Annotated in this window: 24 protein-coding genes; 11 read left to right on the plus strand and 13 right to left on the minus strand. The window is 66.4% G+C overall.

Annotated elements, in window-relative coordinates:
- Positions 1–237: 237 nt before the first annotated feature.
- Positions 238–816 carry a hypothetical protein gene (locus tag OKW26_RS15220; protein WP_429354137.1) on the minus strand — a complete coding sequence of 193 codons (579 nt, stop codon included), beginning with the start codon at positions 814–816 and terminating at the stop codon, positions 238–240.
- Between the two features lie 170 nt (positions 817–986).
- Between OKW26_RS15220 and OKW26_RS15225 the strand changes: the two genes are divergently transcribed.
- Positions 987–1,334, plus strand: a complete 348-nt coding sequence (locus OKW26_RS15225; RefSeq protein ID WP_429354138.1) for a metal/formaldehyde-sensitive transcriptional repressor — start codon at positions 987–989, stop codon at positions 1,332–1,334.
- Between the two features lie 6 nt (positions 1,335–1,340).
- The gene (gene dmeF / locus OKW26_RS15230) at positions 1,341–2,258 is read left to right on the plus strand and encodes a CDF family Co(II)/Ni(II) efflux transporter DmeF (protein ID WP_429354139.1); all 918 of its coding nucleotides are present in this window, start codon (positions 1,341–1,343) and stop codon (positions 2,256–2,258) included.
- 142 nt (positions 2,259–2,400) lie between these two features.
- On the opposite strand, the gene pcaF is transcribed toward dmeF, so the two are convergent.
- The 7 genes from pcaF to OKW26_RS15265 form a co-directional block, all read right to left on the minus strand.
- Positions 2,401–3,603: a 3-oxoadipyl-CoA thiolase gene (gene pcaF, locus OKW26_RS15235; RefSeq protein WP_184060673.1), complete on the minus strand. Its 1,203-nt coding sequence runs from the start codon at positions 3,601–3,603 to the stop codon at positions 2,401–2,403.
- A 365-nt stretch (positions 3,604–3,968) separates the two neighbouring features.
- Positions 3,969–4,949, minus strand: a complete 981-nt coding sequence (denD, locus tag OKW26_RS15240; RefSeq protein WP_429354140.1) for a D-erythronate dehydrogenase — start codon at positions 4,947–4,949, stop codon at positions 3,969–3,971.
- A gap of 33 nt (positions 4,950–4,982) precedes the next feature.
- Complete coding sequence (gene otnI, locus OKW26_RS15245; protein WP_429354141.1) at positions 4,983–5,783, minus strand: 2-oxo-tetronate isomerase; 801 nt, start codon at positions 5,781–5,783, stop codon at positions 4,983–4,985.
- Positions 5,784–5,844: 61 nt separating this feature from the next.
- Positions 5,845–6,507, minus strand: coding sequence for an aldolase (locus OKW26_RS15250; protein ID WP_184073342.1), 663 nt, complete (start codon positions 6,505–6,507; stop codon positions 5,845–5,847).
- Positions 6,504–7,817 (minus strand): 3-oxo-tetronate kinase, encoded by a 1,314-nt coding sequence (gene otnK / locus OKW26_RS15255; protein WP_429354142.1) that lies wholly within the window; start codon positions 7,815–7,817, stop codon positions 6,504–6,506. The genes OKW26_RS15250 and otnK overlap by 4 nt, the downstream gene beginning before the upstream one ends.
- A 14-nt stretch (positions 7,818–7,831) precedes the next feature.
- Positions 7,832–8,722: an L-threonate dehydrogenase gene (ltnD, locus tag OKW26_RS15260; protein ID WP_429354143.1), complete on the minus strand. Its 891-nt coding sequence runs from the start codon at positions 8,720–8,722 to the stop codon at positions 7,832–7,834.
- A gap of 72 nt (positions 8,723–8,794) precedes the next feature.
- A complete protein-coding gene (locus tag OKW26_RS15265) occupies positions 8,795–9,499 on the minus strand; it encodes a FadR/GntR family transcriptional regulator (RefSeq protein ID WP_429354144.1) in 705 nt (234 codons plus the stop codon).
- A gap of 220 nt (positions 9,500–9,719) precedes the next feature.
- On the opposite strand from OKW26_RS15265, the gene OKW26_RS15270 reads away from it, so the two are divergent.
- The gene (locus OKW26_RS15270) at positions 9,720–10,544 is read left to right on the plus strand and encodes an IclR family transcriptional regulator (protein ID WP_429354145.1); all 825 of its coding nucleotides are present in this window, start codon (positions 9,720–9,722) and stop codon (positions 10,542–10,544) included.
- Positions 10,545–10,628: 84 nt separating this feature from the next.
- Here the strand turns inward: OKW26_RS15270 and OKW26_RS15275 are convergent, their stop codons facing one another.
- Entirely contained in the window at positions 10,629–11,819 is a 1,191-nt protein-coding gene (locus tag OKW26_RS15275; RefSeq protein WP_429354146.1) for a M20 aminoacylase family protein, read from the minus strand.
- 111 nt (positions 11,820–11,930) lie between these two features.
- Between OKW26_RS15275 and OKW26_RS15280 the strand changes: the two genes are divergently transcribed.
- On the plus strand, positions 11,931–12,839 hold the full coding sequence (locus OKW26_RS15280; protein WP_429354147.1) for a LysR family transcriptional regulator: 909 nt from the start codon (positions 11,931–11,933) through the stop codon (positions 12,837–12,839).
- 15 nt (positions 12,840–12,854) lie between these two features.
- Here OKW26_RS15280 and phnN read toward each other — a convergent pair whose 3' ends face one another.
- The 3 genes from phnN to phnF are packed head-to-tail and all read right to left on the minus strand — an operon-like array spanning position 12,855 to position 14,922.
- Positions 12,855–13,406, minus strand: coding sequence for a phosphonate metabolism protein/1,5-bisphosphokinase (PRPP-forming) PhnN (gene phnN / locus OKW26_RS15285; RefSeq protein WP_090809526.1), 552 nt, complete (start codon positions 13,404–13,406; stop codon positions 12,855–12,857).
- Positions 13,403–14,167 (minus strand): DUF1045 domain-containing protein, encoded by a 765-nt coding sequence (locus tag OKW26_RS15290; RefSeq protein ID WP_429354148.1) that lies wholly within the window; start codon positions 14,165–14,167, stop codon positions 13,403–13,405. The genes phnN and OKW26_RS15290 overlap by 4 nt, the downstream gene beginning before the upstream one ends.
- Positions 14,164–14,922 carry a phosphonate metabolism transcriptional regulator PhnF gene (gene phnF / locus OKW26_RS15295; RefSeq protein WP_090809521.1) on the minus strand — a complete coding sequence of 253 codons (759 nt, stop codon included), beginning with the start codon at positions 14,920–14,922 and terminating at the stop codon, positions 14,164–14,166. The genes OKW26_RS15290 and phnF overlap by 4 nt, the downstream gene beginning before the upstream one ends.
- Before the next feature lie 179 nt (positions 14,923–15,101).
- On the opposite strand from phnF, the gene phnG reads away from it, so the two are divergent.
- Genes phnG through OKW26_RS15330 form a run of 7 tightly spaced genes read left to right on the plus strand, consistent with a single transcriptional unit; the run spans position 15,102 to position 21,045 of the window.
- Positions 15,102–15,617: a phosphonate C-P lyase system protein PhnG gene (gene phnG, locus OKW26_RS15300; RefSeq protein WP_429354149.1), complete on the plus strand. Its 516-nt coding sequence runs from the start codon at positions 15,102–15,104 to the stop codon at positions 15,615–15,617.
- Positions 15,617–16,228, plus strand: coding sequence for a phosphonate C-P lyase system protein PhnH (gene phnH / locus OKW26_RS15305; protein WP_429354150.1), 612 nt, complete (start codon positions 15,617–15,619; stop codon positions 16,226–16,228). Before phnG ends, phnH begins: the two co-directional genes overlap by 1 nt.
- The gene (locus OKW26_RS15310) at positions 16,228–17,364 is read left to right on the plus strand and encodes a carbon-phosphorus lyase complex subunit PhnI (RefSeq protein WP_429354151.1); all 1,137 of its coding nucleotides are present in this window, start codon (positions 16,228–16,230) and stop codon (positions 17,362–17,364) included. The genes phnH and OKW26_RS15310 overlap by 1 nt, the downstream gene beginning before the upstream one ends.
- A complete protein-coding gene (locus tag OKW26_RS15315) occupies positions 17,361–18,311 on the plus strand; it encodes an alpha-D-ribose 1-methylphosphonate 5-phosphate C-P-lyase PhnJ (protein WP_429354152.1) in 951 nt (316 codons plus the stop codon). The genes OKW26_RS15310 and OKW26_RS15315 overlap by 4 nt, the downstream gene beginning before the upstream one ends.
- Entirely contained in the window at positions 18,308–19,078 is a 771-nt protein-coding gene (gene phnK, locus OKW26_RS15320) for a phosphonate C-P lyase system protein PhnK (protein WP_429354153.1), read from the plus strand. Before OKW26_RS15315 ends, phnK begins: the two co-directional genes overlap by 4 nt.
- Positions 19,079–19,086: 8 nt before the next feature.
- Positions 19,087–19,875, plus strand: coding sequence for a phosphonate C-P lyase system protein PhnL (gene phnL / locus OKW26_RS15325; protein ID WP_184060649.1), 789 nt, complete (start codon positions 19,087–19,089; stop codon positions 19,873–19,875).
- 36 nt (positions 19,876–19,911) lie between these two features.
- Positions 19,912–21,045 carry an alpha-D-ribose 1-methylphosphonate 5-triphosphate diphosphatase gene (locus OKW26_RS15330; protein ID WP_429354154.1) on the plus strand — a complete coding sequence of 378 codons (1,134 nt, stop codon included), beginning with the start codon at positions 19,912–19,914 and terminating at the stop codon, positions 21,043–21,045.
- Positions 21,046–21,166: 121 nt separating this feature from the next.
- On the opposite strand, the gene OKW26_RS15335 is transcribed toward OKW26_RS15330, so the two are convergent.
- Positions 21,167–22,126: diguanylate cyclase domain-containing protein (locus tag OKW26_RS15335; protein ID WP_429354155.1), on the minus strand; the 960-nt coding region annotated here is incomplete at its 5' end.

The following is a 22,126-nucleotide window of genomic DNA, read 5'->3' on the forward strand; positions in this document are numbered from 1 at the left end:
CGATTTTTCACGGTATGTCCTTGCTGGATTCGGGCCACTTGCGTCACTGCCGCGTGGCAACGAACGGACTATAGAAGGACACACCGCGGAAATCATCACGGAACATATGTCGCGCTGTTTCACCGCGACGCGGGCCCGCCAGGCAAGGTTTTGCGGGCATTCGGCGGGAGCCGCGACATATTTCGACATAGTTTGCGAAACAGATGCGGCCGCCGGAATCGACTGCGGCCCCGCCGCTCACTGCCCGACCGGCGTCACCTGCACGGCGGCGGCGGACACGAACGCCGCATGCACGGTGTCGCCGACCTTCACGTCGCTCAAATCGACGTCGGGCGCGGCTTCGAAGGTCTGGGTCTGATACGCGCCGCGCAGCGTCACGAGGCGCTGCTTGCGATCGATCTTCAGCACGGTCGCGAGCACCTCGGTCTGCCGCGCCGACTCGTACTCGCCCGACGCCGGCGCATAGCTCCGCCGGTCGATCCGCTCGCGAATCCCCTTGCCCGCGCTGCTAGCCTTCTCGACCTTGGTGAGCAACGCATTCTTGTACAGCACGTCGACGCGATCGCCGATCTTCAGTTGATCGAAACCGGCAACCTGCTGGCTGACGAGCACGATCGCGACGTCGCCATGCGGACCCTTCAATGTCAGCGAACGGTTGCCCGCATCGATGGCGACGATCTCCGCCGTCATATGCACCGGCTGCGCCGCGCTGAGCATCGCTTGCGCGGTGCTCGCCATGTCGCCCTGCGCTCGCGCCGGCGGGGCCGCGGCCACCACCGCGATGACCAATGCTGCAGCTATCGTCGCTATTTTCATCCGCGTTCTCCTCCTGCAAGGTATCGATACGGCTTGACGGTCGGTCATGCGCGTCGAGCGCAATCGCTTCGTGCTACGCAGCATTCGTGCCCGGCGTCGTGAACTCTGCGCTTACAGGACAACCACGGCCAACAGTATGACGCGAACGATTTGCCGACGTATGCATCGGCATGGCCGCCGACAGCCATCAGAAACGCCATCTCGTCACCGTGCTATTCTATATACCTATAGGGGGTATATGTATGGCACATCTGAGCACACACAAAGACGGCTTATTGAAGCGCGTTCGTCGCATCGCGGGCCAGGTTCAGGCTATCGAGCGTTCACTGGAGTCGGACGCCGATTGCGAAAAAGTCCTGCACCTGGTGGCCGCGACCCGCGGCGCAATGAACGGCCTGCTCGACGAGATCGTCGAGGCGCACGCGCGCGAACATGTCGCGCATCCGGACCTGACGGCCAGCCAGCGCAAGAAGGGAGTTGATGCATTGATCGGCGCAATCCGCCGCTATTCGAAGTAAGTTTGTATGACTGACCATCTGATCCGCAAACACGAGCACTCGTTTCTCGGCAGCGCGCACGACGACAACGCGCGCCGGACCCGCTTCGTCGTCGCGCTCACCGTTGTCATGATGATCGGCGAAATCGCGGCCGGTTACGTGACCGGCTCGATGGCGCTGCTCGCCGATGGCTTCCACATGGCGACGCATGCCGGCGCGCTCGGCATTGCCGCGCTCGCGTATGCGTTCGCGAGACGCAACTCGGCAAACCGCGCGTTCAGTTTCGGAACGGGAAAAGTGGGCGAGCTTGCCGGCTTCGCTTCGGCGCTGATTCTCGCGCTGGTGTCGCTTGGCATCGGCATCGAATCGGCGATCCGCCTCGTTCATCCCACCGGTGTCGCGTTCGGGCAGGCCGCGGTGATTGCGGCGATCGGGCTGGTCGTGAACATCGTCAGCGCGCTGCTGTTGTCGGGCGGCCATGCGCACCATGGGCATCACGATCATCACCATCATCACGACCATGCGCATGGGTCCGACAACAACCTGCGCTCGGCCTATGTGCACGTGCTCGCCGATGCGCTGACCTCGGTGCTGGCGATCGTGGCCATGCTGGCCGGCCGCTATCTCGGGTGGGTCTGGACGGACCCGCTGATGGGCATCGTCGGATCGATCGTCATCGCGCGCTGGGCATGGACGCTGATGCGCGACACGGCCGACGTGCTGCTCGACAGAACCGACGAGCACGTGGCCGGCGAAATCCGCGAAATCCTGGATTCGCACGGCGATGCCGAGATCGCCGACCTGCACGTCTGGCAGATCGGCCCGGAGGCGCGAGCGGCGATCGTCAGTGTGCGCACGCATGGCGGCGTTACGGCCGAGACGATCCGCGCGCGGCTCGCACCGGTGCATGAGGTCATGCATCTGACCGTCGAAGCGGCGTCATAACGCCTGCGCCCGGCGCAACAAGGCGCGATCAAAACAAAGGGCCGGCGTGTCTCGACGCCGGCCCTTCCGCTTTTTACTATTCAGCTTGCGCGGAGACCCGCCTAGCGCGGGGACCGAAGCTGGCGCTAAACCAGCTCACGCATCACACGCGCTCGATCGCGATCGCGATGCCTTGGCCGACACCGATACACATCGTGCACAGCGCGAAGCGGCCCTGCGTGCGTTGCAACTGATACGTCGCGGTCGTCACCAGACGCGCGCCGCTCATGCCGAGCGGGTGGCCGAGCGCAATCGCGCCGCCGTTCGGGTTCACGCGGGGATCGTCGTCGGCGACGCCGAGGGCGCGCAGCACCGCGATACCTTGCGAGGCGAACGCTTCGTTCAGTTCGATCACGTCGAACTGGTCGATCTTCATGCCCAGACGCGCGAGCAGCTTCTGCGTCGCGGGTGCCGGGCCGATGCCCATCACGCGCGGCTCGACGCCGGCGGTGGCCACACCGAGCACGCGGGCGCGCGGCGTGAGGCCGAAGCGCTTCGCGGTCTCTTCATTGGCAAGCAGCAACGCCGCCGCGCCGTCGTTCACGCCCGATGCGTTACCGGCCGTCACCGTGCCGTCCGGACGCACGACGCCCTTCAGCTTCGCGAGCGTTTCGAGGCTCGTTTCGCGCGGATGCTCGTCCTGCATGACCGTGATCGGATCGCCCTTCTTCTGCGCGATCGTCACGCCGACGATCTCCTGCGCGAGCGTGCCGTCGCGTTGGGCGCGCGCCGCCTTCTGCTGGCTGCGCAGCGCGAATGCGTCCTGGTCGGCGCGGCTGATGTTGTAGTCGGTCGCGACGTTTTCGCCGGTTTCCGGCATCGAGTCGACGCCGTACAGCTTCTTCATCAGCGGGTTCACGAAACGCCAGCCGATCGTCGTGTCGTAGACCTCGTTCTGACGCGAGAACGCGCTGGTCGCCTTGGGCATCACGAACGGCGCGCGGCTCATGCTTTCGACGCCACCGGCAATCATCAGCGCGGCCTCGCCCGACTTGATCGCGCGCGCGGCGATGCCGACCGCATCCATGCCCGAGCCGCACAGACGGTTGACCGTCGAGCCCGGCACGTCCTTCGGCAGACCCGCGAGCAGCAGCGACATGCGCGCGACGTTGCGGTTGTCGTCACCGGCCTGGTTGGCGCAGCCGTAGATGAGGTCGTCGATCGCGGTCCAGTCGACGTTCTTGTTGCGCTCCATCAACGCCTTGAGCGGCACCGCGCCCAGGTCGTCGGCGCGCACCGACGACAGCGAACCCGCATAGCGGCCAATGGGGGTGCGAATCGCATCGCACAGGAATGCTTCGGTCATGGGATGTCTCCAGTTGAGATGCTGCGTGCGCTGCGCCTCGGCCGGCTTCGCACCGATGAGGCCGGTTCGATGCGCCGAGGCATCGGCCCTGGGCGTCAACGGCCGCGGACGGGCAACTGCAAAATGGCGGCGGCGTAGCGCGCCGTCACGTCGAAGCAGCTTAGCGCAGGATCGTGAACGATGGGCTTGGGATTGACGACCGATACGGCTGCCGCCCCTTCTTCGCCCGCCTCATGTTCTTTATACGAACACAAGGTCATATATCGAACAAAACAGCCTCGATAATAGGCGGGGGCGCGAAAGCATGTCAAGCACGGCCGCAGCCGTGCCAAGCGACACCAGGGAATACGCGGAGGGGGCGATCTTCAGCGAACTTCGATTCCTTCATCGGCGATGTAGCCGCGAATCACGTCCGCGAAACTGCGCTCGGTCGCGAGCCCGAGCCGTTCGGCGCGCGACGTATCCCACGCGCCGGGCCAGCTGCCGACGATCTTCTCGATGCGCTCGTCGGGCTGCCGCACAATGCGGCTCGCGACCGCCTCGCCCGCGACCTCGCGCAGTGCCGCGATCATCTCGTCGACGCTGACCGACAAGCCCGGCAGGTTCAGCACGCGTTGCTTGCCAAGCGCGGCGCCATCGAGTTCGAGGCCGGCGATAAGACCCTCGATCGCCTTGCGCGGCGACAGCAACCACAGCCGCGTCGAACCGGCGACCGGACACACGGCCTCCTCGCCATTGAGCGGCTCGCGGACGATGCCGCTCGCGAACGACGACGCCGCCGCATTCGGCCGCCCCGCCCGCACGCTGATGGTCGGCAGCCGCAGCACGCGGCCGTCGACGAAACCGCGCCGCGAATAATCGTTGAGCAGCAGCTCCGCGATCGCCTTCTGCGCGCCGTACGACGACTGCGGATTGAGCGCGGTGTCGTCCTGCACGACTGCAGGCAGATCGCCACCGTAGACCGCGACCGAACTGGTGAACACGACGCGCGGTTGGTGCCCGCGCTGCCGGCAGATTTCGAGCAGCAGCCGCGACGCATCGAGATTGATACGCATGCCGAGATCGAAGTCCGCCTCGGCCTGGCCGCTGACGATCGCAGCGAGATGAAAGATCGCCGAGGTTTGATCGTCGATCACGCGTTCGAGCACACTGCGCTCCGCGATATCGCCGACTTCGGTGCGCACGCGCGCATCGCCGAAATCGTGTGCGCGCAGGACGTCGAGCAACACGAGCCCGGTAATCGCTTGCGGCGCGCCGTGCGCATCTTTCAGCGCGCCGCGCGCGAGCAGCTCGCGCGCGAGACGCTGGCCGAGAAAACCGGCACCGCCGGTGATCAGTACTTTCATGGTTACGTGTGCGTCAGTGGTTGTCGGAAAGAGTCAACGCCCCGCATCGAGATAAGGCTTCAGCCAGCCAAGCCCCGCCGAGGTCCCCGCGCGCGGCCGGTATTCGCAGCCGATGTAGCCGTCGTAGCCGAGCGCATCGATCAGATCGAACAGGTACGGGTAGTTCAGCTCGCCGATGTCGGGCTCGTGCCGCTCTGGCACACCCGCAACCTGGATGTGACCGATGCCGGCCATATCGCGTTTGAGCTTCGTCGCGAGATCGCCCTCGACGATCTGGCAGTGATAGCAATCGAACTGCACCTTCAGATTCGGCGCGCCGAGTTCGGCGCAGATCGCTTGCGCATCGTCCTGTCGATTGAGGAAATAGCCGGGCATGTCGCGCGTATTGATCGGCTCGATGACGACCGTGATCTGTTCGGCTTGCGCCGTCCGCGCGGCATAGGCGAGGTTGTTCAGGTACACGTCGCGTTGTGTTTTGCGCTGCGTTTCGCCCGCTTGATCGCCGGCGATCAACCCCGCCATCACATGCAGCTTGCGATTGCCGAGCACGCGCGCGTACTCGAGTGCCGTGTCGATGCTGCGGCGGAACTCGTCCTCACGGCCCGGCAACGACGCAAGGCCGCGCTCGCCGCCGCTCCAGTCGCCGGGTGGCGCATTGAACAGCGCCTGCGTGAGGCCATGCGCGTCGAGCCGCGCCTTCAGCTCGCCCGGGCGGAACTCGTAGGGAAACAGGAATTCGACCGCGTTGAAGCCGTCGCGCGCGGCGGCGGCGAAGCGATCGAGGAACGCGTGCTCGTTGTACATCATCGACAGATTGGCGGCGAAGCGAGGCATGGCGGCAGCTCCTTCAAGACAGTGCGATACGGTGCGCGGCGTTCATCGGCAATGCGCGCTGCTACCAGCGCGCGCCGAACGCGGCACGGAGTTCTTCGATCGCGGCGGCGTCGAGCGGCGCGGGCCGCGGATTCGTCATCAGCCACAGGCGCGCGGTCTCCTCGAGTTCTTCGAGCGCATACGACGCGTGCGCGACCGAGCGCTCCCACACTACCGGCCCCAGACGTTCGAGCAACACCGCGCGCACCCGATCGGCCAGCGCGGCGATCTGCGCGGCCACTCGGGGATCACCCGGGCGTTCGTAGCGAATCAGCGGTACGTGGCCCACTTTCATCACGTAGTACGGTGTGATCGGCGGCAGCACGTCCGCTTCGCTCCATACGCCCCCGAGCGTCAACGCGACCAGATGCGTCGAATGGGTATGGACGATGCCGCGCGCCTCGCCGTTGCGCGCATAGATACCGCGATGCAGCGCCAGCGTTTTCGACGGCTTGCCGCCCGACACCGCGTGGCCGTTTGCATCGACCTTCGCGATGTCGGCGGGATCGAGGCGACCGAGGCACGCGTCGGTCGGGGTAATCAGCCAGCCGTCGTCGAGCCGCGCGCTGATGTTGCCGGCGCTGCCGACCGTATAGCCGCGTTGATACAGGCTCGCGCCGACCGCGCAGATTTCCTCGCGCACGCGCGCTTCGGCGCAGGTGTGAAGTGCCGGTGCGTCGCTCATTGCGCGGCTCCGTCGAGATGGCGCAGGGCCTTGTCGAAGAAGTCCGTGGTGCCGAAATTGCCGGATTTCAGCGCGAGTGCGAGCGGCTCCGCTTCGGCCGTCGCCGTGGCCGGCACGCCCGGATCGATCTGCGCGCCGATGCGCAGCATGCGCACGTCGAGCGCCTGCACGACGGCGCCCGAAGTCTCGCCGCCCGCGACGACGAACTTGCGCACTCCCCGTTCGCGCAGACCGCGCGCAATCGCCGCCAACGTCTTCTCGACCAGATGCCCGGCCTCGTTGACGCCGAGTTCGCGCTGCACGGCCTGCACTTCGTCGGGCGATGCGGTCGCATAGACCAGCACCGCTTCCGCGTGCACGAAGCGCTGTTGTGCGAACGCGAGCGCCTCGCCGACGACGTCCTCGCCGCGCGCCGCCGCGAGCGAATCGATGCGGAACGCGGGCCGTGTCGCGCACCAGGCGGCGACCTGCGCGTTGGTCGCCGTCGACGCACTGCCCGCGAGCACCGCCGACAAACCTTCTATCCGCGGCAATTGCGCGGCATGGGTTTGCTCGCCGAGCAGACCCGCGCGCCGGAAGTTGGCCGGCAAACCAAGCGCGACGCCGGAGCCGCCGGTGATCAGCGCGAGGTCCGCGCAGGCCGCGCCGAGCGTGTGCAAATCGGCGTCGGACACCGCATCGGCAATCGCGATGCGTACGCCGTCGACGCGCAACGCGGCGAATGCGGCACGCACGGCCGCATCGCCTTGCGCGAGCTGGTCGTAACGCACGAGGCCGACCTTCGATTGCGTTTGCCGCCGCAGCACGCGCACGAGGTTCGCGTCGCGCATCGGCGTCAGCGGATGGTTTTCCATGCCCGACTCGTTGAGCAGCGCATCGCCGACGAACAGATGACCGCGAAAAATCGTGCGGCCGTTCTCGGGAAACGCGGGACACGCGATCGTGAACGACGCGCGCTCAGCGAACTCGGCGGACAGCGCATTCAGCAACGCATCGGTCACTGGGCCGATGTTGCCCGCATCGGTCGAATCGAAGGTCGAGCAGTACTTGAAGAAGAATTGCCGGCACCCTTGCGCGCGCAGCCAGGCGAGCGCGGCCAGCGATTGCGCGACCGCGTCGGCGGCCGGGATCGTGCGCGACTTCAGCGCGACGACGAGCGCATCGGCGCCGAGCGCTGCGTTGGAGGTGGGCACGCCGATCGTCTGCACCGTGCGCATGCCACCGCGCACGAGCATGTTGGCGAGATCGGTGGCGCCGGTGAAGTCGTCGGCGATGCAGCCGAGCAGCGCGGGTTTCGTTTGAGCCGTCATGACCTCTCCCTCGCCTATTGCTTCGTCGGCAATTCGATGCCTGGGAAAATCTTCACGACCGCCGAGTCGTCTTCGCCACCGTGGCCCGCCGTCGACGCCATCATGAACATCTGATGCGCGGCCGCCGACAGCGGCAGCGGAAACTTCGTGCGACGCGCGGTATCGAGCACGAGGCCGAGGTCCTTGACGAAAATATCGACCGCCGACAGCGGCGTGTAGTCGCCCGCGAGAATATGCGGCACGCGGTTCTCGAACATCCACGAATTGCCCGCGCTGTGCGTGATCACGTCGTATAGCGCGTCCGGGTCGACACCTTCGCGCAGGCCGAGCGCCATTGCCTCGGCGGCCACCGCGATATGCACGCCGGCCAGCAGCTGGTTGATGATCTTCACCTTCGAGCCTGCGCCATGCGTGGCGCCAAGCCGATACACGTTGCCGGCGATCGCGGCGAGCACGTCTTCGCACGCGGCATAAGCGGCCGCGGGACCGGACGTCATCATCGTCATCTCGCCCGACGCCGCGCGCGCCGCGCCGCCCGACACCGGCGCATCGAGCATCTGCAGACCGGCCGCCTCGACGCGCCTGCCGAGATCGCTCGCGAACTCCGGCGCGACCGTGGCACTCGCGATCACGACGCCGCCCGGCTTCATGGCCGCGAGCGCGCCGTGCTCACCGAACAGCACGGCCTCGGTTTGCGCCGCATTCACGACCAGCGTGATCACGACCTCGCACTGCGCGCCGAGCTCCGCGGGCGTCGCACAGCCGATGCCCCCTTCATCGACGAACGCCTGCAGCGCGTCGCGCCGCAAGTCGCACGCGCGGACCCTGAAGCCCGCGCGCAACAGCGAGCGCGCGACGCCGAGCCCCATGGCCCCCAAACCTACGACACCGACATTTCTCGACATGCATGACCTCTATGGATAGGTGCTGCATTCGTGGGTTCGCGCGCGTCGGAATCACCGCGCGCCTTCGGCGCGTCAGACGATGCCCGCCTCGGCAAGCCGCCGCGCCGCGTTGTACAGATGCGTCTGCGCGGCGTTGCGCGCCGCCATCGGATCGCCGGCGCGAATCGCCGCGGCGATCGCCGCGTGCTCCTCGCGCACCTGCCGCGAGAAGTCCTCGCGCAGCGCCTCGTTGCGGCGCGTGACGACCGTGCCCGCTTCGAGGTACTGATTGAGGAACGTCAGCGTCTTCAGGAAATACGGATTGCCCGTAGCCGCCGCGATCGCGCGATGAAACGCGACGTCTTCGGCAACACCGTCTTCGCCATTGCCGACCGCGCGCTCGATGCGCGCGAGCGCGGCGTCGATCGCGGCCATGTCGGCATCGCTGCGGCGCATCGCGGCTTCCGACGCGACCTCCGCCTCGATCGCGCGACGCAGCGCGAGGATCTGCACGACCGAGCCCGGCTCCACGGCTTGCGCGTAGTCGATTCGCAGCGGGCGGATCGCGCCGTGCCCGGCGACGAACACGCCACTGCCCTGGCGCGGCTCGACCACCCCCTCGTTCTTCAGCCGCGACAGCGCCTCGCGAATCACCGTGCGGCTTACGCCGAACTGTTGCGCGAGCACGGCTTCGGTCGGCAGCCTGGCGCCGCGCGCAAAGGTGCCCTTGTCGATCTGCTTCAGCAGTTGCTGCGCGACGGTGTCGCTCAAAGCGCGCGCGGGAATCTTGTCGAACATGGCGGATCGGTTGGACCGGGTGTCTCGAACTAGTCAGGTTATCGGGTCATCATACAAATTTGGAGTGGGAATCGCATCCACGCAAACCCTGGGGTTTTTGCACGAATCGGCGTTATTTGGCGAAATAGAAGGCTTAAGCTATCGTCTCGCCTTTGCGCCGCAACGCAAAACGCGTCGCGCGTCCTTCGCGCGCACTCTTCCGAACCCACGATCAAGGTCCATGAGCAAAGCCCTGCCGCCGTCTTCCGTCGCGCCCGCCAACGCCGAACCGGCCCCGGAGAAACCGGGCGACTCGTACGTGCAGTCGTTCGCGCGCGGCCTCGCGGTCATCCGCGCGTTCGACGCGACGCGGCCTGAACAGACGCTCACCGACGTCGCCGCGGCGACTGGTCTCACGCGCGCCGGCGCGCGCCGGATCCTGCTGACGCTGCAAACACTCGGCTATGTGGAAGCCGAGGGACGCCTGTTTCGTCTGACGCCGAAGATTCTCGACCTCGGCTTCGCGTATCTGACCTCGATGCCGTTCTGGAATCTCGCCGAACCGGTGATGGAAAGCCTGTCGGCGCAGGTGCACGAAAGCTGCTCCGCGGCCGTGCTCGATCGCACCGAGATCGTCTACGTGCTGCGCGTGCCGACTCACAAGATCATGACGATCAACCTGTCGATCGGCAGCCGCCTGCCCGCGTACTGCACGTCGATGGGCCGCGTGCTGCTTGCCTCGCTCGACGACGCGACGCTCGACGCGACGCTGAACTCGACGCCGCTCTACGCGCACACGCCGCGCACCGTCACCGACAAGCAAGAGTTGAAGAAGCTGATCGAGCTGGTGCGTCGCCAGGGGTGGGCGATCGTCGATCAGGAGCTCGAAGGCGGCTTGATTTCGCTGTCCGCGCCGATTCGCAATCGCCAGGGCCGCGTGATCGCCGCGATGAACATCAGCGGCAACGCACAGCGCAATTCGGCCAAACAGATGGTGAAGGCGTTCCTGGAACCGCTGCAGCGCGCCGCGCAGACAGTCTCGGAGATGGTCGCGCGGCGCGGCTAATGAACGTTTCGTGACTCTGGCCGCGCGGTGACGAGCAGCCGGGCGCGCACGCCTCGTGCGCGCCGCGTCGTTTGCATCAAGCGCTCACTGCGCGAGATAGCGCTCCACCAACCGTGCCCAGAACGCCGCGCCGATCGGCAGACTGCGGTCGTTGAAGTCGTAGTGCGGGTTGTGCACCATGCAGCCGTCCTCGCCGACGCCATTGCCGATGCGCAGGAACGTGCCCGGCCGCTTCTGCAGCATGAATGCGAAGTCCTCGCTACCCATCAGGATGTCGGTCTGCTCGACCACCTTGTCGTCGCCCACCAGTTCGCGCGCGACCTGCACCGCGAAATCCGTTTCGGCATCCGTATTGATGACGACCGGATAGCCTTCGATGTACTCGACGTGCGCTTTGCCGCCATAGCTCGCGGCCTGTGACTCGGCCAACTCAGTGATGCGCTTCTTCAGCAACGCGCGCACCTCGGGGCTGAACGAGCGCACGCTGAGCTCGAGCCGCGCGCTGCTGGAAATCACGTTGTTCGCGGTGCCCGCGTGCATCGAGCCGACCGTCACCACGGCGGGCTGCGACGGATCGACGTTGCGCGCGACGATCGTTTGCAGCGCCATCACGATGCTCGCCGCGACCACGACCGGATCGACGGTCAGATGCGGACGCGCCGCATGGCCGCCGACGCCTTCGATCGTGATGATCGCCTTATCGCCCGCCGACATGAACGGTCCCTTGCGGAACAGCAACACGCCCGGCTCGGCTCCCGGATGGTTGTGCAGGCCGAACACGGCGTCGCACGGGAAGCGCTCGAACAGGCCGTCGTCGATCATCTTCAGCGCACCGCTGTCGATGCCGCTTTCCTCGGCCGGCTGGAAATACAAATGCACGGTGCCCGAGAAATTGCGCGTGGCCGCGAGACGTTGCGCGGCGCCGAGCAGGATCGTGGTGTGACCGTCGTGGCCGCACGCGTGCATCTTGCCGTGGGTGCCGCTCGCGTACGGCAGGCCGGTCTGTTCGATGATCGGCAACGCGTCCATGTCCGCGCGAATGCCGATGCTGCGCTTGCCGTCACCCTCTTTCAGCGTGCCGACCACGCCGGTCTTGCCGACCCCGCGCGTGACCTGCCAGCCCCACTTTTCGAGTTTTTCCGCGACGAGCGCCGCGGTCTGCACTTCCTCGTACGCGAGTTCCGGATGGTGGTGAATGTGATGGCGAATCTCGCGCAGGCTCGCGGCGGCGGGTTCCAGATCGGACACTTCGGTCAAACGCGGGGTCTCGTTCATGGTTTGTATGGCTCCAGTGAGTAGCCTCGCACTATAGCCACGCCGTTTTGTTCGAATAAGATGCTATTTTTTTCACCCTGATTAACAGGCCTTATATACGGGGTTACCCTTATGAAACTGCAGCAGTTGCAGGCCTTCGTCGCCGCCGCGCATCACCGCACTCTGCGCGCCGCCGCGCGTGAGCTTGGCGTCACGCAGCCGGCCGTCACGCATACGATTCGCGAGCTGGAAAGCGCGCTCAACGCCGAGCTGATGGTGCGCAGCGTGCGCGGCATCGAGCTGACCGCGTGCGGGCTCGCGCTGTTGCCGCGCGCCGAGCAGTTGCTCGGCGACATGCGCCGCACGGTCGAGGCCGTCGAGCAGGTCAAGGGCGAACTGGCCGGCAAGGTCAGCGTCGGCACGATGCCATCGCTCGCGCTGACGGTACTGCCGCATGCGGTGTCGAGCTTTCGCGAGCGGATGCCGCTCGTGAGTCTGCATCTGGAGGAAGTGACCGTGCCCGACGCGCTCGCGCGTCTGCGCAACGGCGCGCTCGATCTCGCGGCGATCCATCACGTTCTGGCATTGGATAACGATCTGGTGCAGGTGCCGCTGTACTCGACGCAGTTCGTCGTCACGATGCGCGCTGGCCATCCGCTCGCGAACGTCACGCGTCTGTCCGAGCTGCTCGACGCCGAGTGGATCGTCACGGTCGGCGCCGATCACTTCCCGCACAGCGTGATGATGGCGATGTTCAGCGCGCACGGCTTGCCGGTACCGAAGCGCTTGCTGCGCGCGCCGTCGTCGTTTGCAGTCACGCTCGGGCTCGTGTCGCAGACCGACGCGATCAGTTGCTTCACGCGGCCGCTTGCGCAGAGGGTCGCGCCGCTCGGCATTCGCGTCGCACAGATCGAAGACGCGCTGCCGAACTACGATCTGAGCATCATCTCGCGACGCGATCTGCTGCCGACGCCGGCCGTGCAGCAGTTCGTCGCATGTTTGCGGCAGGTGACGCGGGAGCGGATGGGAGCCGTGCAGTAAGGCCGCGTGCTTGCGCTATGCGCTCACCTGCTCCTTGAGCACCGTGATCAATGCGTGCCCCGCTTCTTCGAGCGCGCCGGAGTTGTCGATCGTCGTGCAGCGCACGCCGGCCGGCAACGCAAACGGCGCGCGCCGCGCGAGCCGCGCCGCAACTTGCTCCGACGATTCGCGCGCCCGCGCGCCGAGCCGTGCTTCGAGAATATGCGGCGCAGCGCTCACGTGCACCACTTCCGCGCGTGGATAGCGCGCGAGCGCATGCTGCAGGTACTGCCGCGAGCCGTTGACGACCACCGTGCAGCCGCGCGCGAGCCACGCATCGAGTTCGATGCCGATGCCATAGCGCAGCGAATGGCTCGACCATTCGAGCGCGAACAGGCCAAGCACCGAGCGCGCGGCGAACTCCTCGACGCTTAGTGCAACATGCACCTCGCCATTGCCGCTCGGCCGCGTGATGTAACGATGCGCGAATACGAGCGGCTCCCCGGCGAGCCGCATGCGCGCGAACTGCAGCAGCGAATCCTTGCCCGCGCCCGACGGCCCCATCACATAGATCAAACGCCCAGTCATTGGCTGCTCACCTCGTCTTGCTGCTCGTCAGTGCGATCGCCAGGTTGCGCGCCGTGGCCGAACGGCAGCGGCTGCCAAAGCACGAACGGCTCGCCCGCCGCCGGCTCGACGAACAGCGCGGCCTGATCCACAGCGAGCGGCCCGAGCGCGGGCGTGCGCTCCCGCCACCATGCGATCAACGTCGCGCGCTCGTCGGCATCGGCGAGCGAACTGGACAACGTCATATGAAAACGGAACTCGTCGAACACGTACGGATAGCCCCATTGCAACAGCAACGCACGTTGGCGTTCGCTGAGCGGCGCGGCGAGCCGTCGCTCGAGATCGGCCGCCGACGGCCGCGCGCGCAGCCTGTCGAGCGACTGCAGCGCGTTCGACGCGAGTTCGCCAATGCGCGTCTCGCCATCTGCATCGGCCGGTCGCAACGCGACGAAGTCGCCCAGCGTGGCCGCTTCTACCGGCAACGTGAACGGCCGCTGCGCGAGCGCCCAGGCTCGCGCGGCCGCGAGCACGTCGGGCTGCATGACGCCGGCGCCGAGCCGGAACGGAGCGACCAGCGTGCCATGCCAGCCATAGCGGCGCGGCGCGTCGGTCAACGCGGCGAGCGGGCGCGTCAGGCCTGGCGGCTGCGGCTGCGCGCGGCGCTCGCCGCTTTGCGCATCGCGGCCGAGCCATGTCGAGCCGGCCTGCCACCACGCCGATTCAACCGACGGCGCGTAGTACAGCGCAAAGCGCGCTCCGGCACTCCATACGGGGCCGCTCACAGGTCATGCTCCACGAGCAGTTGCACGCGATCGGCCGCGAAATGCGTGAAGCCGTATTTGACCGGCGTGCCCTGCAGATCGACGTCGACGTTCTCGACCCACAGCACCGGCTGCTGACGGTTGATGTTGAGCCGCCGCGCGACTTCCGGCTCGGGCAGCACGCTGCCGATGCGGCTCCACTTGCGCAGATAATCGTCCACGCCGAATTCGGCCAGCGCTTTCGTCGTGCCGCCGAGGCGTTGCACGACCTCCGGCAAATCCGGAAAACGCGCGGCCGGATACCAGCTGCGCGCGTACGTGAGCGGCACGCCGTCCGACTCGTTCAGCGATTCGATGCGATAGACCGCCGCGCCCGCGCGCAGACCCAACGCCTTCGCGACACTGGGCTCGGCCTTCACGCGCGCGGCCGACAGCATCGTGCCCGCGGGCGAGTGGTGTTGTTGACGCAGGTTCTCGGTGAAACGCGTACGGCGGCCGATCGAATAGTCGATCGCGCCGGGCTGCACGAACGTGCCACGCCCCTGCTCGACGCTGACGAGGCCGAGCGCGGCGAGGCCGAGCATCGCGCGGCGCACCGTGTGACGGTTGACGTCGAAGCGCTTCGCCAGCTCACCCTCGCTCGGCAGCCGCCCTTCTTCGCCGAACCCGCTTGCCGTGATCTCTGCGGCGAGAATCTGTTCGATCTGTCTCCAGACGGCCACGCCCGCGCCGCGTTCGAGCGTCGTGGCCGGCGCCGCGCTGTCGTTCGATGTCATGGTGCTGTCATTCCCTTCGGTTCAAATGATCGCCATGACGTGCATTGTAGTGCGCGGGCCGTGATGAAAATATGAACGTCCGCCGCGCGCAACAGTCCAGACAACTATGCTTATAAACGTCTAGACGTTTAGATGAATAGATGCTTCAATGCCCACTCGCTGGATCGACAGGAAATCCGATGAGCCCGAGTTACGTTCCGCCCCGTCCATCTTCTTCGCCGTTGCCGGTCGTGTCTTCGGCGGCGCGGCGCGCCTGGATGGCCGTGCTGGCGCGCACGCCGCGCGCCGACCTCGAAGCCGCGCTGCAGCGCGCGCTGCAAGGCCGTCCCACCCCCGCCTACGACTGGCTGCGCCCCCCTGAAATCGGCCTCGCGATGGTGCGCGGGCGCATCGGCGGTAGCGGCGATCCGTTCAATCTCGGCGAAGCCACGGTTACGCGCGCCACGCTGCGTCTGCATGCCAGCGGCGACGCCGAAGCCACCGTCGGCGTCGCCTGCCATCTGGGACGCGACCGCCGTCGCGCCGAGCTTGCCGCGCTCGCCGATGCCTTGCTGCAGATGCCCGAGCATCACGACAGCCTGCATCGTCGATTGATCGAGCCATTCGCCGCGCAACAGCAGGCCCGGGGCGCGCAACAGCAACAGGACGTCGCGGCGACGCGCGTCGAATTCTTCACGATGGTGCGAGGCGACTGATGGAACGTTCACCGATTGCGTTGTCCACGCTGACGCCGGGTTTCGCGGACCCGGTCCACGATACCCAGGCCGTGTTTCGCACGCTGCTCGACGCGTTGTCGCGGCCCGGCACGATCGGCGTGATCCGCGACGTGCTGCCCGAGTTGCGCAACACGCCGGTCGAACCCGCCGCGTTTGCCGCACTGCTGACGCTCTGCGACTACGCGACGCCGGTGTGGCTCGCGCAGCCTGATCGCGCGCTCGCGTCGGCGTTGCGTTTTCATACCGGCGCGCCGCTCGTCGATGCGCCCGGCAATGCCGCATTCGTGTATGTGCACGATGCCGACGCGTTGCCATCGCTCGAAAGCTTCGCGCCCGGCAGCGCCGAGTCACCGGAACAATCGGCCACGTTGCTGATCCGCGTCGACGCGCTGACGGGCGGCGCACCGGTCACGCTGAGCGGCCCCGGCATTCTGGATGCCGAAACGATTTCGCCGGTCGGTCTTCCCGCGCGGTTCTGGCAAGAACGCGCAATGCTCGCGCCGCTGTTTCCGTGCGGCATCGACTGTTATCTGGTTTGCGGCGCGCGCGTGATCGGCCTGCCGCGCACAACTGAAGCGAAGGTGAACTGATGTACGTTGCCGTCAAAGGTGGAGAACGCGCGATCGAAGCGTCGTGGCGCCTGCTCGACAAAGCGCGCCGCGGCGATACGCGAATCGCCGAACTGAGCGTCGCGCAGATTCGCGAGCAGTTGCGGCTCGCGGTCGCACGCGTGATGACCGAAGGCTCGGTCTACGACGAGGAGCTTGCGGCGCTCGCCATCAAGCAGGCGGCCGGCGATCTGGTCGAGGCGATTTTCCTGCTGCGCGCGTATCGCACCACGTTGCCGCGCTTCGGCTATACGCGCGCCATCGATACCGAAACGATGCAGGTCGAGCGGCGCATCTCGGCGACGTTCAAGGACCTGCCCGGCGGCCAGTTGCTCGGCGCGACCTATGACTACACGCAGCGTCTGCTCGATTTCGCGTTGCTCGCCGATGGTGATGACGCGCGGCAGGACGTGACGCGCGGCAACGCGCCCGTTCCGCAAGAACCGCCAGCGCCAGAATCGATGCCGCGCGTCGTGTCGCTGCTCGACAAGGAAGGCCTGATCGAACAGGAGCGCCCGACACCCGACGGCGCGGAACCCGGCGACCTGTCGCGTGAACCGCTCGCGTTTCCGGCGAGCCGCGCGACGCGTCTGCAAAATCTCGCGCGTGGCGACGAAGGCTTTCTGCTCGCGATGGGCTATGCGACGCAACGCGGCTACGCGCACTCGCATCCGTTCGCGGGCGAGATCCGCTTCGGCACGATCGCGGTCGAGATGGACCTCGACGAACTCGGCGAAGCGGTCGACATCGGCGATATCGACATCACCGAATGCCAGATGATCAACCAGTTCGCGGGCAGCGGCACGGTGCCGCCCACCTTCACGCAGGGCTACGGCCTCGCGTTCGGCCATTCGGAGCGCAAGGCGATGGCGATGGCGCTCGTCGATCGCGCGTTGCGTGCCGAAGAACTCGGCGAGACGCTCGCGTCACCGACGCAGGACATCGAGTTCATGCTGTCGCATAGCGACAACGTCGAGGCGTCGGGCTTCGTGCAGCACCTGAAGCTGCCGCATTACGTCGACTTCCAGGCGGAGCTGGAACTGGTGCGGCGTTTGCGCGCGCAGCATCACAGCAACGATGAAACAAGCCGCGCCACCGACAAGGAGCAGGCAGCATGAACGCGCCCGACACCGCTGTTGCCAATACCTCATGCGACACCGCCGCGCACGGCTACAACTTCGCGTATCTCGACGAGCAGACCAAGCGCATGCTGCGCCGCGCGCTGCTGAAGGCAGTCGCCGTGCCGGGCTACCAGGTGCCGTTCGCGTCGCGCGAAATGCCGCTGCCGTACGGCTGGGGCACCGGCGGCATCCAGGTGACGGCCGCGATCATCGGCAAGACGGACACGCTGAAGGTCATCGATCAGGGTTCCGACGAAACCACCAACGCCGTCAACATCCGCCGCTTCTTCGCGCGCACCACGGGTGTGGCGACCACGCGGCACACGAGCGAAGCGACGATCATCCAGACGCGGCACCGGATTCCCGAAACGCCGCTGACCGAGCGGCAGATCCTCGTCTATCAGGTGCCGATGCCCGAGCCGCTGTACCGGCTCGAGCCGCGCGTCGCCGAATGCAAGAAGCTGCATGCGCTCGCCGATTACGGGCTGATCAGCGTGAAACTGTACGAGGACATCGTGCATCACGGCAGCATCGCGACCACCTACGACTACCCGGTGATCGTCAATCATCGCTATCTGAGCTCGCCGTCGCCGATCCCGAAGTTCGACAATCCGAAGATGCATATGAACGCCGCGCTGCAACTGTTCGGCGCGGGCCGCGAGCGCCGCATTCACGCGATTCCGCCTTATACGCCGGTGCGCAGCCTCGACTTCGACGATCATCCGTTCGAAGTGCAGAAGTGGCAGCACGCGTGTGCGCTGTGCGGATCGAAGGAAAGCTTTCTCGACGAGATGATCGTCGACGATGCGGGCACGCGCATGTTCGTGTGCTCGGACAGCGACTACTGTCACGGGCGGCGCGGCAATGGCGATAGCGACGGCGACGGCGCTATCGAAGCGCAAGCGCCGCTGCCCCACGCCACGCGCGAAGGAGAATCCGCATGACGCCGCTTCTGAGCGCACGCGCGCTCACCAAACAATATGGCGGCCGCAACGGTTGCCGCAACGTGAGTTTCGATCTGTATCCGGGCGAAGTGCTGTGCATCGTCGGTGAATCGGGTTCGGGCAAGACCACGCTGCTCAACACGCTGGCGCTGAAGACCGAGGCCGATAGCGGCTCGCTGCACTACACCGCGTCGCATGGCGACTCGCTCGATCTGCGCGCGCTGTCCGAGCCGCGCCGCCGTCTGCTGACGCGCACCGAGTGGGGCTTCGTGCAGCAGAATCCGCGCGATGGCCTGCGCAGCGGCGTATCGGCCGGCGCCAACATCGGCGAGCCGTTGATGGCGGTCGGCGCGCGCCACTACGGCGAAATTCGCCGCAGAGCCACGCAATGGATGGAGCACGTCGAGCTCGACCCCACTCGCATCGACGAATTCCCCGCCGCGTTTTCGGGCGGTATGCAGCAACGTCTGCAGATCGCGCGCAATCTCGTCACCGGTCCGCGTCTGGTGTTCATGGACGAACCGACCGCCGGTCTCGACGTGTCCGTGCAGGCGCGTCTGCTCGATTTGCTGCGCACGCTGAGCTCGACGCTGCATCTGTCGGTGCTGATCGTCACGCACGATATCGGCGTCGCGCGTCTGCTCGCGCATCGGCTGATGGTGATGCAGGCGGGCGAAGTCGTCGAGGCGGGTCTGACCGATCAGGTGCTCGACGATCCGCAGCACCCGTATACACAAACGCTGGTTTCCTCGGTTCTGCCGGTTTGAGGCTCACGATGCAATCCACTGAGGTAGTCACTGAGGTAGTCAATGAAGCAGGCAGCGATGCACGCCACGGCGAGCGCGCTTTCGCCGACAACGCGGCGCTGATGCTGCGCGCCATCGGCATCGGCAAGACTTTCACGCTGCACGGCCAGGGCGGTGTGCGGATCGACGCGCTCGCGAACGTGTCGCTCGAGGTCGAGCGCGGTGAATGCGTGGTGCTGGTCGGGCCGTCGGGTGCGGGCAAGAGCACGCTGCTGCGCTGTCTGTACGGCAACTATCTGGCGAGCAGCGGCTCGATTGCGATTCGCGACACCAGCGATCACGGCCGGCCCATTGCAATCACCCGTGCCGAACCGCGTGACGTGCTGCGGCTGCGCCGTCGCGTGGTCGGCTATGTGAGCCAGTTTTTGCGCGTGATCCCGCGCGTGCCGACGCTCGCGCTGGTCGCCGAGCCGCTGGTCTTGCACGGCGTCGCCGAACCCGAAGCCAGCGCGCGTGCCGCTGAATTGCTCGCGCGGCTGAACGTGCCCGAGCGTTTGTGGTCCCTCGCGCCCGCGACGTTTTCGGGCGGCGAGCAGCAACGCGTGAACATCGCGCGAGGTTTGATCGCCGAACATCCGCTGTTGCTGCTCGACGAACCGACCGCTTCGCTCGATGCGGAAAACCGCGACGTTGTGGCCGATCTGATCGTCGAGGCGCGCGAGCGCGGCGCGGCGATCGTTGGTATCTTTCACGACGAAGAGACCCGCAACAAGGTCGCGACGCGCCGCCTGGAACTGCGGCCGCCGCTGCGGCACTAAATTGACACCAGTCCCGACTGACTACGGAGCAAGTCGATGTTGATCAGTAACGCTCGCATCGTGACGCGAGACGAAGAATTCATTGGCACCGTGCGCGTGGAAGACGGCGTGATTCGCGACGTCGAACGCGGCGCGGGTTTGGCGCGCGACGCCGAAGACTGGGACGGCGATTATCTGCTGCCCGGTCTGATCGAACTGCATACGGACAACCTCGAGAAGCACCTCGTGCCGCGTCCCGGCGTCGAATGGAATACCGACGCGGCCTTCGTGATTCACGACGCGCAGGTCGCCGCAGCCGGCATCACGACGGTATTCGACGCGCTCGCCATCGGCTCGCGCTCGAGCGTTGGGCTGCGTAACCGCGATGTGCAAACGCAATGCGCCGATTCGCTGCTGCGGCTGTCCACGCGTCGACTGCTGCGCGCCGAGCACTTTCTGCATCTGCGCTGCGAGATCGCGACCGCCGACGTGCTCGAGGTATTCGATTCGCTGTGCGCGCATCCGCTGCTGCGGCTCGCGTCGGTGATGGACCATACGCCGGGCCAGCGCCAATGGCACGACCGCGAGCAATGGCGCCGCTTCCAGGAGCGCAACGGCAAGATGAGCGACGAGCGTGTCGCGAGCACGCTCGCCGAACTCGCGGTCGAACAGGAGCGTTACGCGGATGAGCACCGCCGCGAGATCGTCGCGCGTTGCCGGCGGCTCGGCATTCCGGTTGCGAGCCACGACGACACGCTGATCGAGCACGTCGAACAGGCGAAGGCCGAGGGCATCGTGCTCGCCGAATTCCCGACCACGCGCATCGCCGCGCAAGCCGCGCGCGAGCATGGCATCGCGACGATCATGGGCGCGCCGAACATCGTGCGCGGTGGCTCGCATTCGGGCAACGTGTCGGCGCTCGAACTCGCGCGCGCGGACCTGCTCGACATTCTGTCGTCGGATTACGTGCCGTCGAGCTTGCTGACCGCGGTGTTCGATCTCGTCGAAAAAGCGGGCTGGTCGCTGCCGCGCGCGATGGCAACGGTCTCGGCCGAGCCGGCGCGCACCGCCGGCCTCACGGACCGCGGCGCGATCGAGCCCGGCCTGCGCGCGGATCTCGTGCGCGTGACGATGCTCGACAAGCTGCCGGTGCCGCGCGCGACTTATCGCGCAGGGGTGCGGATCGTTTGAGTGGGCTGGTTGAGCGCGCCTGACGCTCGATCACGCGTTGCTACAGTTGCAGCAAGAAGGCACTCGCGGCGCGATCGCGGCGTGGCAATAGAAAACCCTCAGCGGCGCGGGTAAAACCGCGTCACGCGGTGGGCTCCGCCTCGCGCCCCTCGGTCGCATCGCGCGCGGCGTGCGCCTGGGCGAGCTGGGCCTGGGCAGCCCTCGCCTGCCCAGCCTGTTCGTCGAGCCGCATGGCGAGCAGATCCTGATAGCGCAGATACGCGCAACGGCCACCCGATTTCGCCGCATACATCGCGGCATCGGCGTTCAGCAGCAGTTCCTCGGCATTGCCGCTGTCGTGCGGGAACTCGCTGATGCCGATGCTCGCGCCGACCGTCATGCTATTGCCGTCGACGGTCAGCGTTTCGTTCAGCGCGTCCATGATGCGCTCGGCGATTTCTGGCGTGACCTCGGCCGCGCGCTGCCCTTCGATCAGCACGATGAATTCGTCGCCGCCCAGCCGCGCGACCACGTCCCCGGCATACAGCACGTCCTTCAGACGGCGTGCGACCGCGACCAGCACCTTGTCGCCGACCGAGTGACCGAACTGATCGTTGATCTGCTTGAAGCGGTCGAGGTCGACGAACAGCACGGCGAGGCCTTCGCGGCGGAAGCTTGCCTCCTCGATCGCGTTCTCGAGCTTCTGCATGAACAGCATGCGGTTCGGCAAGCCGGTCAGCACGTCGTGCGAGGCCAGATGCACGAGCTCGCTCTGCTTGCTGTGCAGCGTATCCATCTGCGCGCGGATTTCGCAACGCAAACGCTCGAAGCAGCGCGCGAGCACGCCGATTTCGTCGGTGCGTTTGAGCGGCAAGGTGTGCATCGCGTGGTCGGCGAACAGGTGCGTCGCCGCATACGCGAGCAGATGCAGCGGCTTGGTCAGCGCTCGCGCGAACAGGATCGCCAGCAGTACCGACAATGCGCTGAACACCAGCACCATGCGAATGATCCGCGTGCCGAGCTGATTGGCGCCGGTCAGCACGTCCTCGAGCGGCTTCGCGAGACCTAGCACGATAAAGCGGTTGCCCTCGGAACCGCCGAA

Source organism: Paraburkholderia sp. 32 (genome assembly GCF_050435345.1).
In the GTDB taxonomy this organism is placed as follows: domain Bacteria; phylum Pseudomonadota; class Gammaproteobacteria; order Burkholderiales; family Burkholderiaceae; genus Paraburkholderia; species Paraburkholderia tuberum.

What these genes read in the sequence shown, in the direction of transcription:
- OKW26_RS15220 (WP_429354137.1), bottom strand. Translation starts at nt 816, where the DNA reads ATGAAAATAGCGACGATAGCTGCAGCATTGGTCATCGCGGTGGTGGCC.
- OKW26_RS15225 (WP_429354138.1), top strand. Translation starts at nt 987, where the DNA reads ATGGCCGCCGACAGCCATCAGAAACGCCATCTCGTCACCGTGCTATTC.
- dmeF (WP_429354139.1), top strand. Translation starts at nt 1,341, where the DNA reads ATGACTGACCATCTGATCCGCAAACACGAGCACTCGTTTCTCGGCAGC.
- pcaF (WP_184060673.1), bottom strand. Translation starts at nt 3,603, where the DNA reads ATGACCGAAGCATTCCTGTGCGATGCGATTCGCACCCCCATTGGCCGC.
- denD (WP_429354140.1), bottom strand. Translation starts at nt 4,949, where the DNA reads ATGAAAGTACTGATCACCGGCGGTGCCGGTTTTCTCGGCCAGCGTCTC.
- otnI (WP_429354141.1), bottom strand. Translation starts at nt 5,783, where the DNA reads ATGCCTCGCTTCGCCGCCAATCTGTCGATGATGTACAACGAGCACGCG.
- OKW26_RS15250 (WP_184073342.1), bottom strand. Translation starts at nt 6,507, where the DNA reads ATGAGCGACGCACCGGCACTTCACACCTGCGCCGAAGCGCGCGTGCGC.
- otnK (WP_429354142.1), bottom strand. Translation starts at nt 7,817, where the DNA reads ATGACGGCTCAAACGAAACCCGCGCTGCTCGGCTGCATCGCCGACGAC.
- ltnD (WP_429354143.1), bottom strand. Translation starts at nt 8,722, where the DNA reads ATGTCGAGAAATGTCGGTGTCGTAGGTTTGGGGGCCATGGGGCTCGGC.
- OKW26_RS15265 (WP_429354144.1), bottom strand. Translation starts at nt 9,499, where the DNA reads ATGTTCGACAAGATTCCCGCGCGCGCTTTGAGCGACACCGTCGCGCAG.
- OKW26_RS15270 (WP_429354145.1), top strand. Translation starts at nt 9,720, where the DNA reads ATGAGCAAAGCCCTGCCGCCGTCTTCCGTCGCGCCCGCCAACGCCGAA.
- OKW26_RS15275 (WP_429354146.1), bottom strand. Translation starts at nt 11,819, where the DNA reads ATGAACGAGACCCCGCGTTTGACCGAAGTGTCCGATCTGGAACCCGCC.
- OKW26_RS15280 (WP_429354147.1), top strand. Translation starts at nt 11,931, where the DNA reads ATGAAACTGCAGCAGTTGCAGGCCTTCGTCGCCGCCGCGCATCACCGC.
- phnN (WP_090809526.1), bottom strand. Translation starts at nt 13,406, where the DNA reads ATGACTGGGCGTTTGATCTATGTGATGGGGCCGTCGGGCGCGGGCAAG.
- phnF (WP_090809521.1), bottom strand. Translation starts at nt 14,922, where the DNA reads ATGACATCGAACGACAGCGCGGCGCCGGCCACGACGCTCGAACGCGGC.
- phnG (WP_429354149.1), top strand. Translation starts at nt 15,102, where the DNA reads ATGAGCCCGAGTTACGTTCCGCCCCGTCCATCTTCTTCGCCGTTGCCG.
- phnH (WP_429354150.1), top strand. Translation starts at nt 15,617, where the DNA reads ATGGAACGTTCACCGATTGCGTTGTCCACGCTGACGCCGGGTTTCGCG.
- OKW26_RS15310 (WP_429354151.1), top strand. Translation starts at nt 16,228, where the DNA reads ATGTACGTTGCCGTCAAAGGTGGAGAACGCGCGATCGAAGCGTCGTGG.
- OKW26_RS15315 (WP_429354152.1), top strand. Translation starts at nt 17,361, where the DNA reads ATGAACGCGCCCGACACCGCTGTTGCCAATACCTCATGCGACACCGCC.
- phnK (WP_429354153.1), top strand. Translation starts at nt 18,308, where the DNA reads ATGACGCCGCTTCTGAGCGCACGCGCGCTCACCAAACAATATGGCGGC.
- phnL (WP_184060649.1), top strand. Translation starts at nt 19,087, where the DNA reads ATGCAATCCACTGAGGTAGTCACTGAGGTAGTCAATGAAGCAGGCAGC.
- OKW26_RS15330 (WP_429354154.1), top strand. Translation starts at nt 19,912, where the DNA reads ATGTTGATCAGTAACGCTCGCATCGTGACGCGAGACGAAGAATTCATT.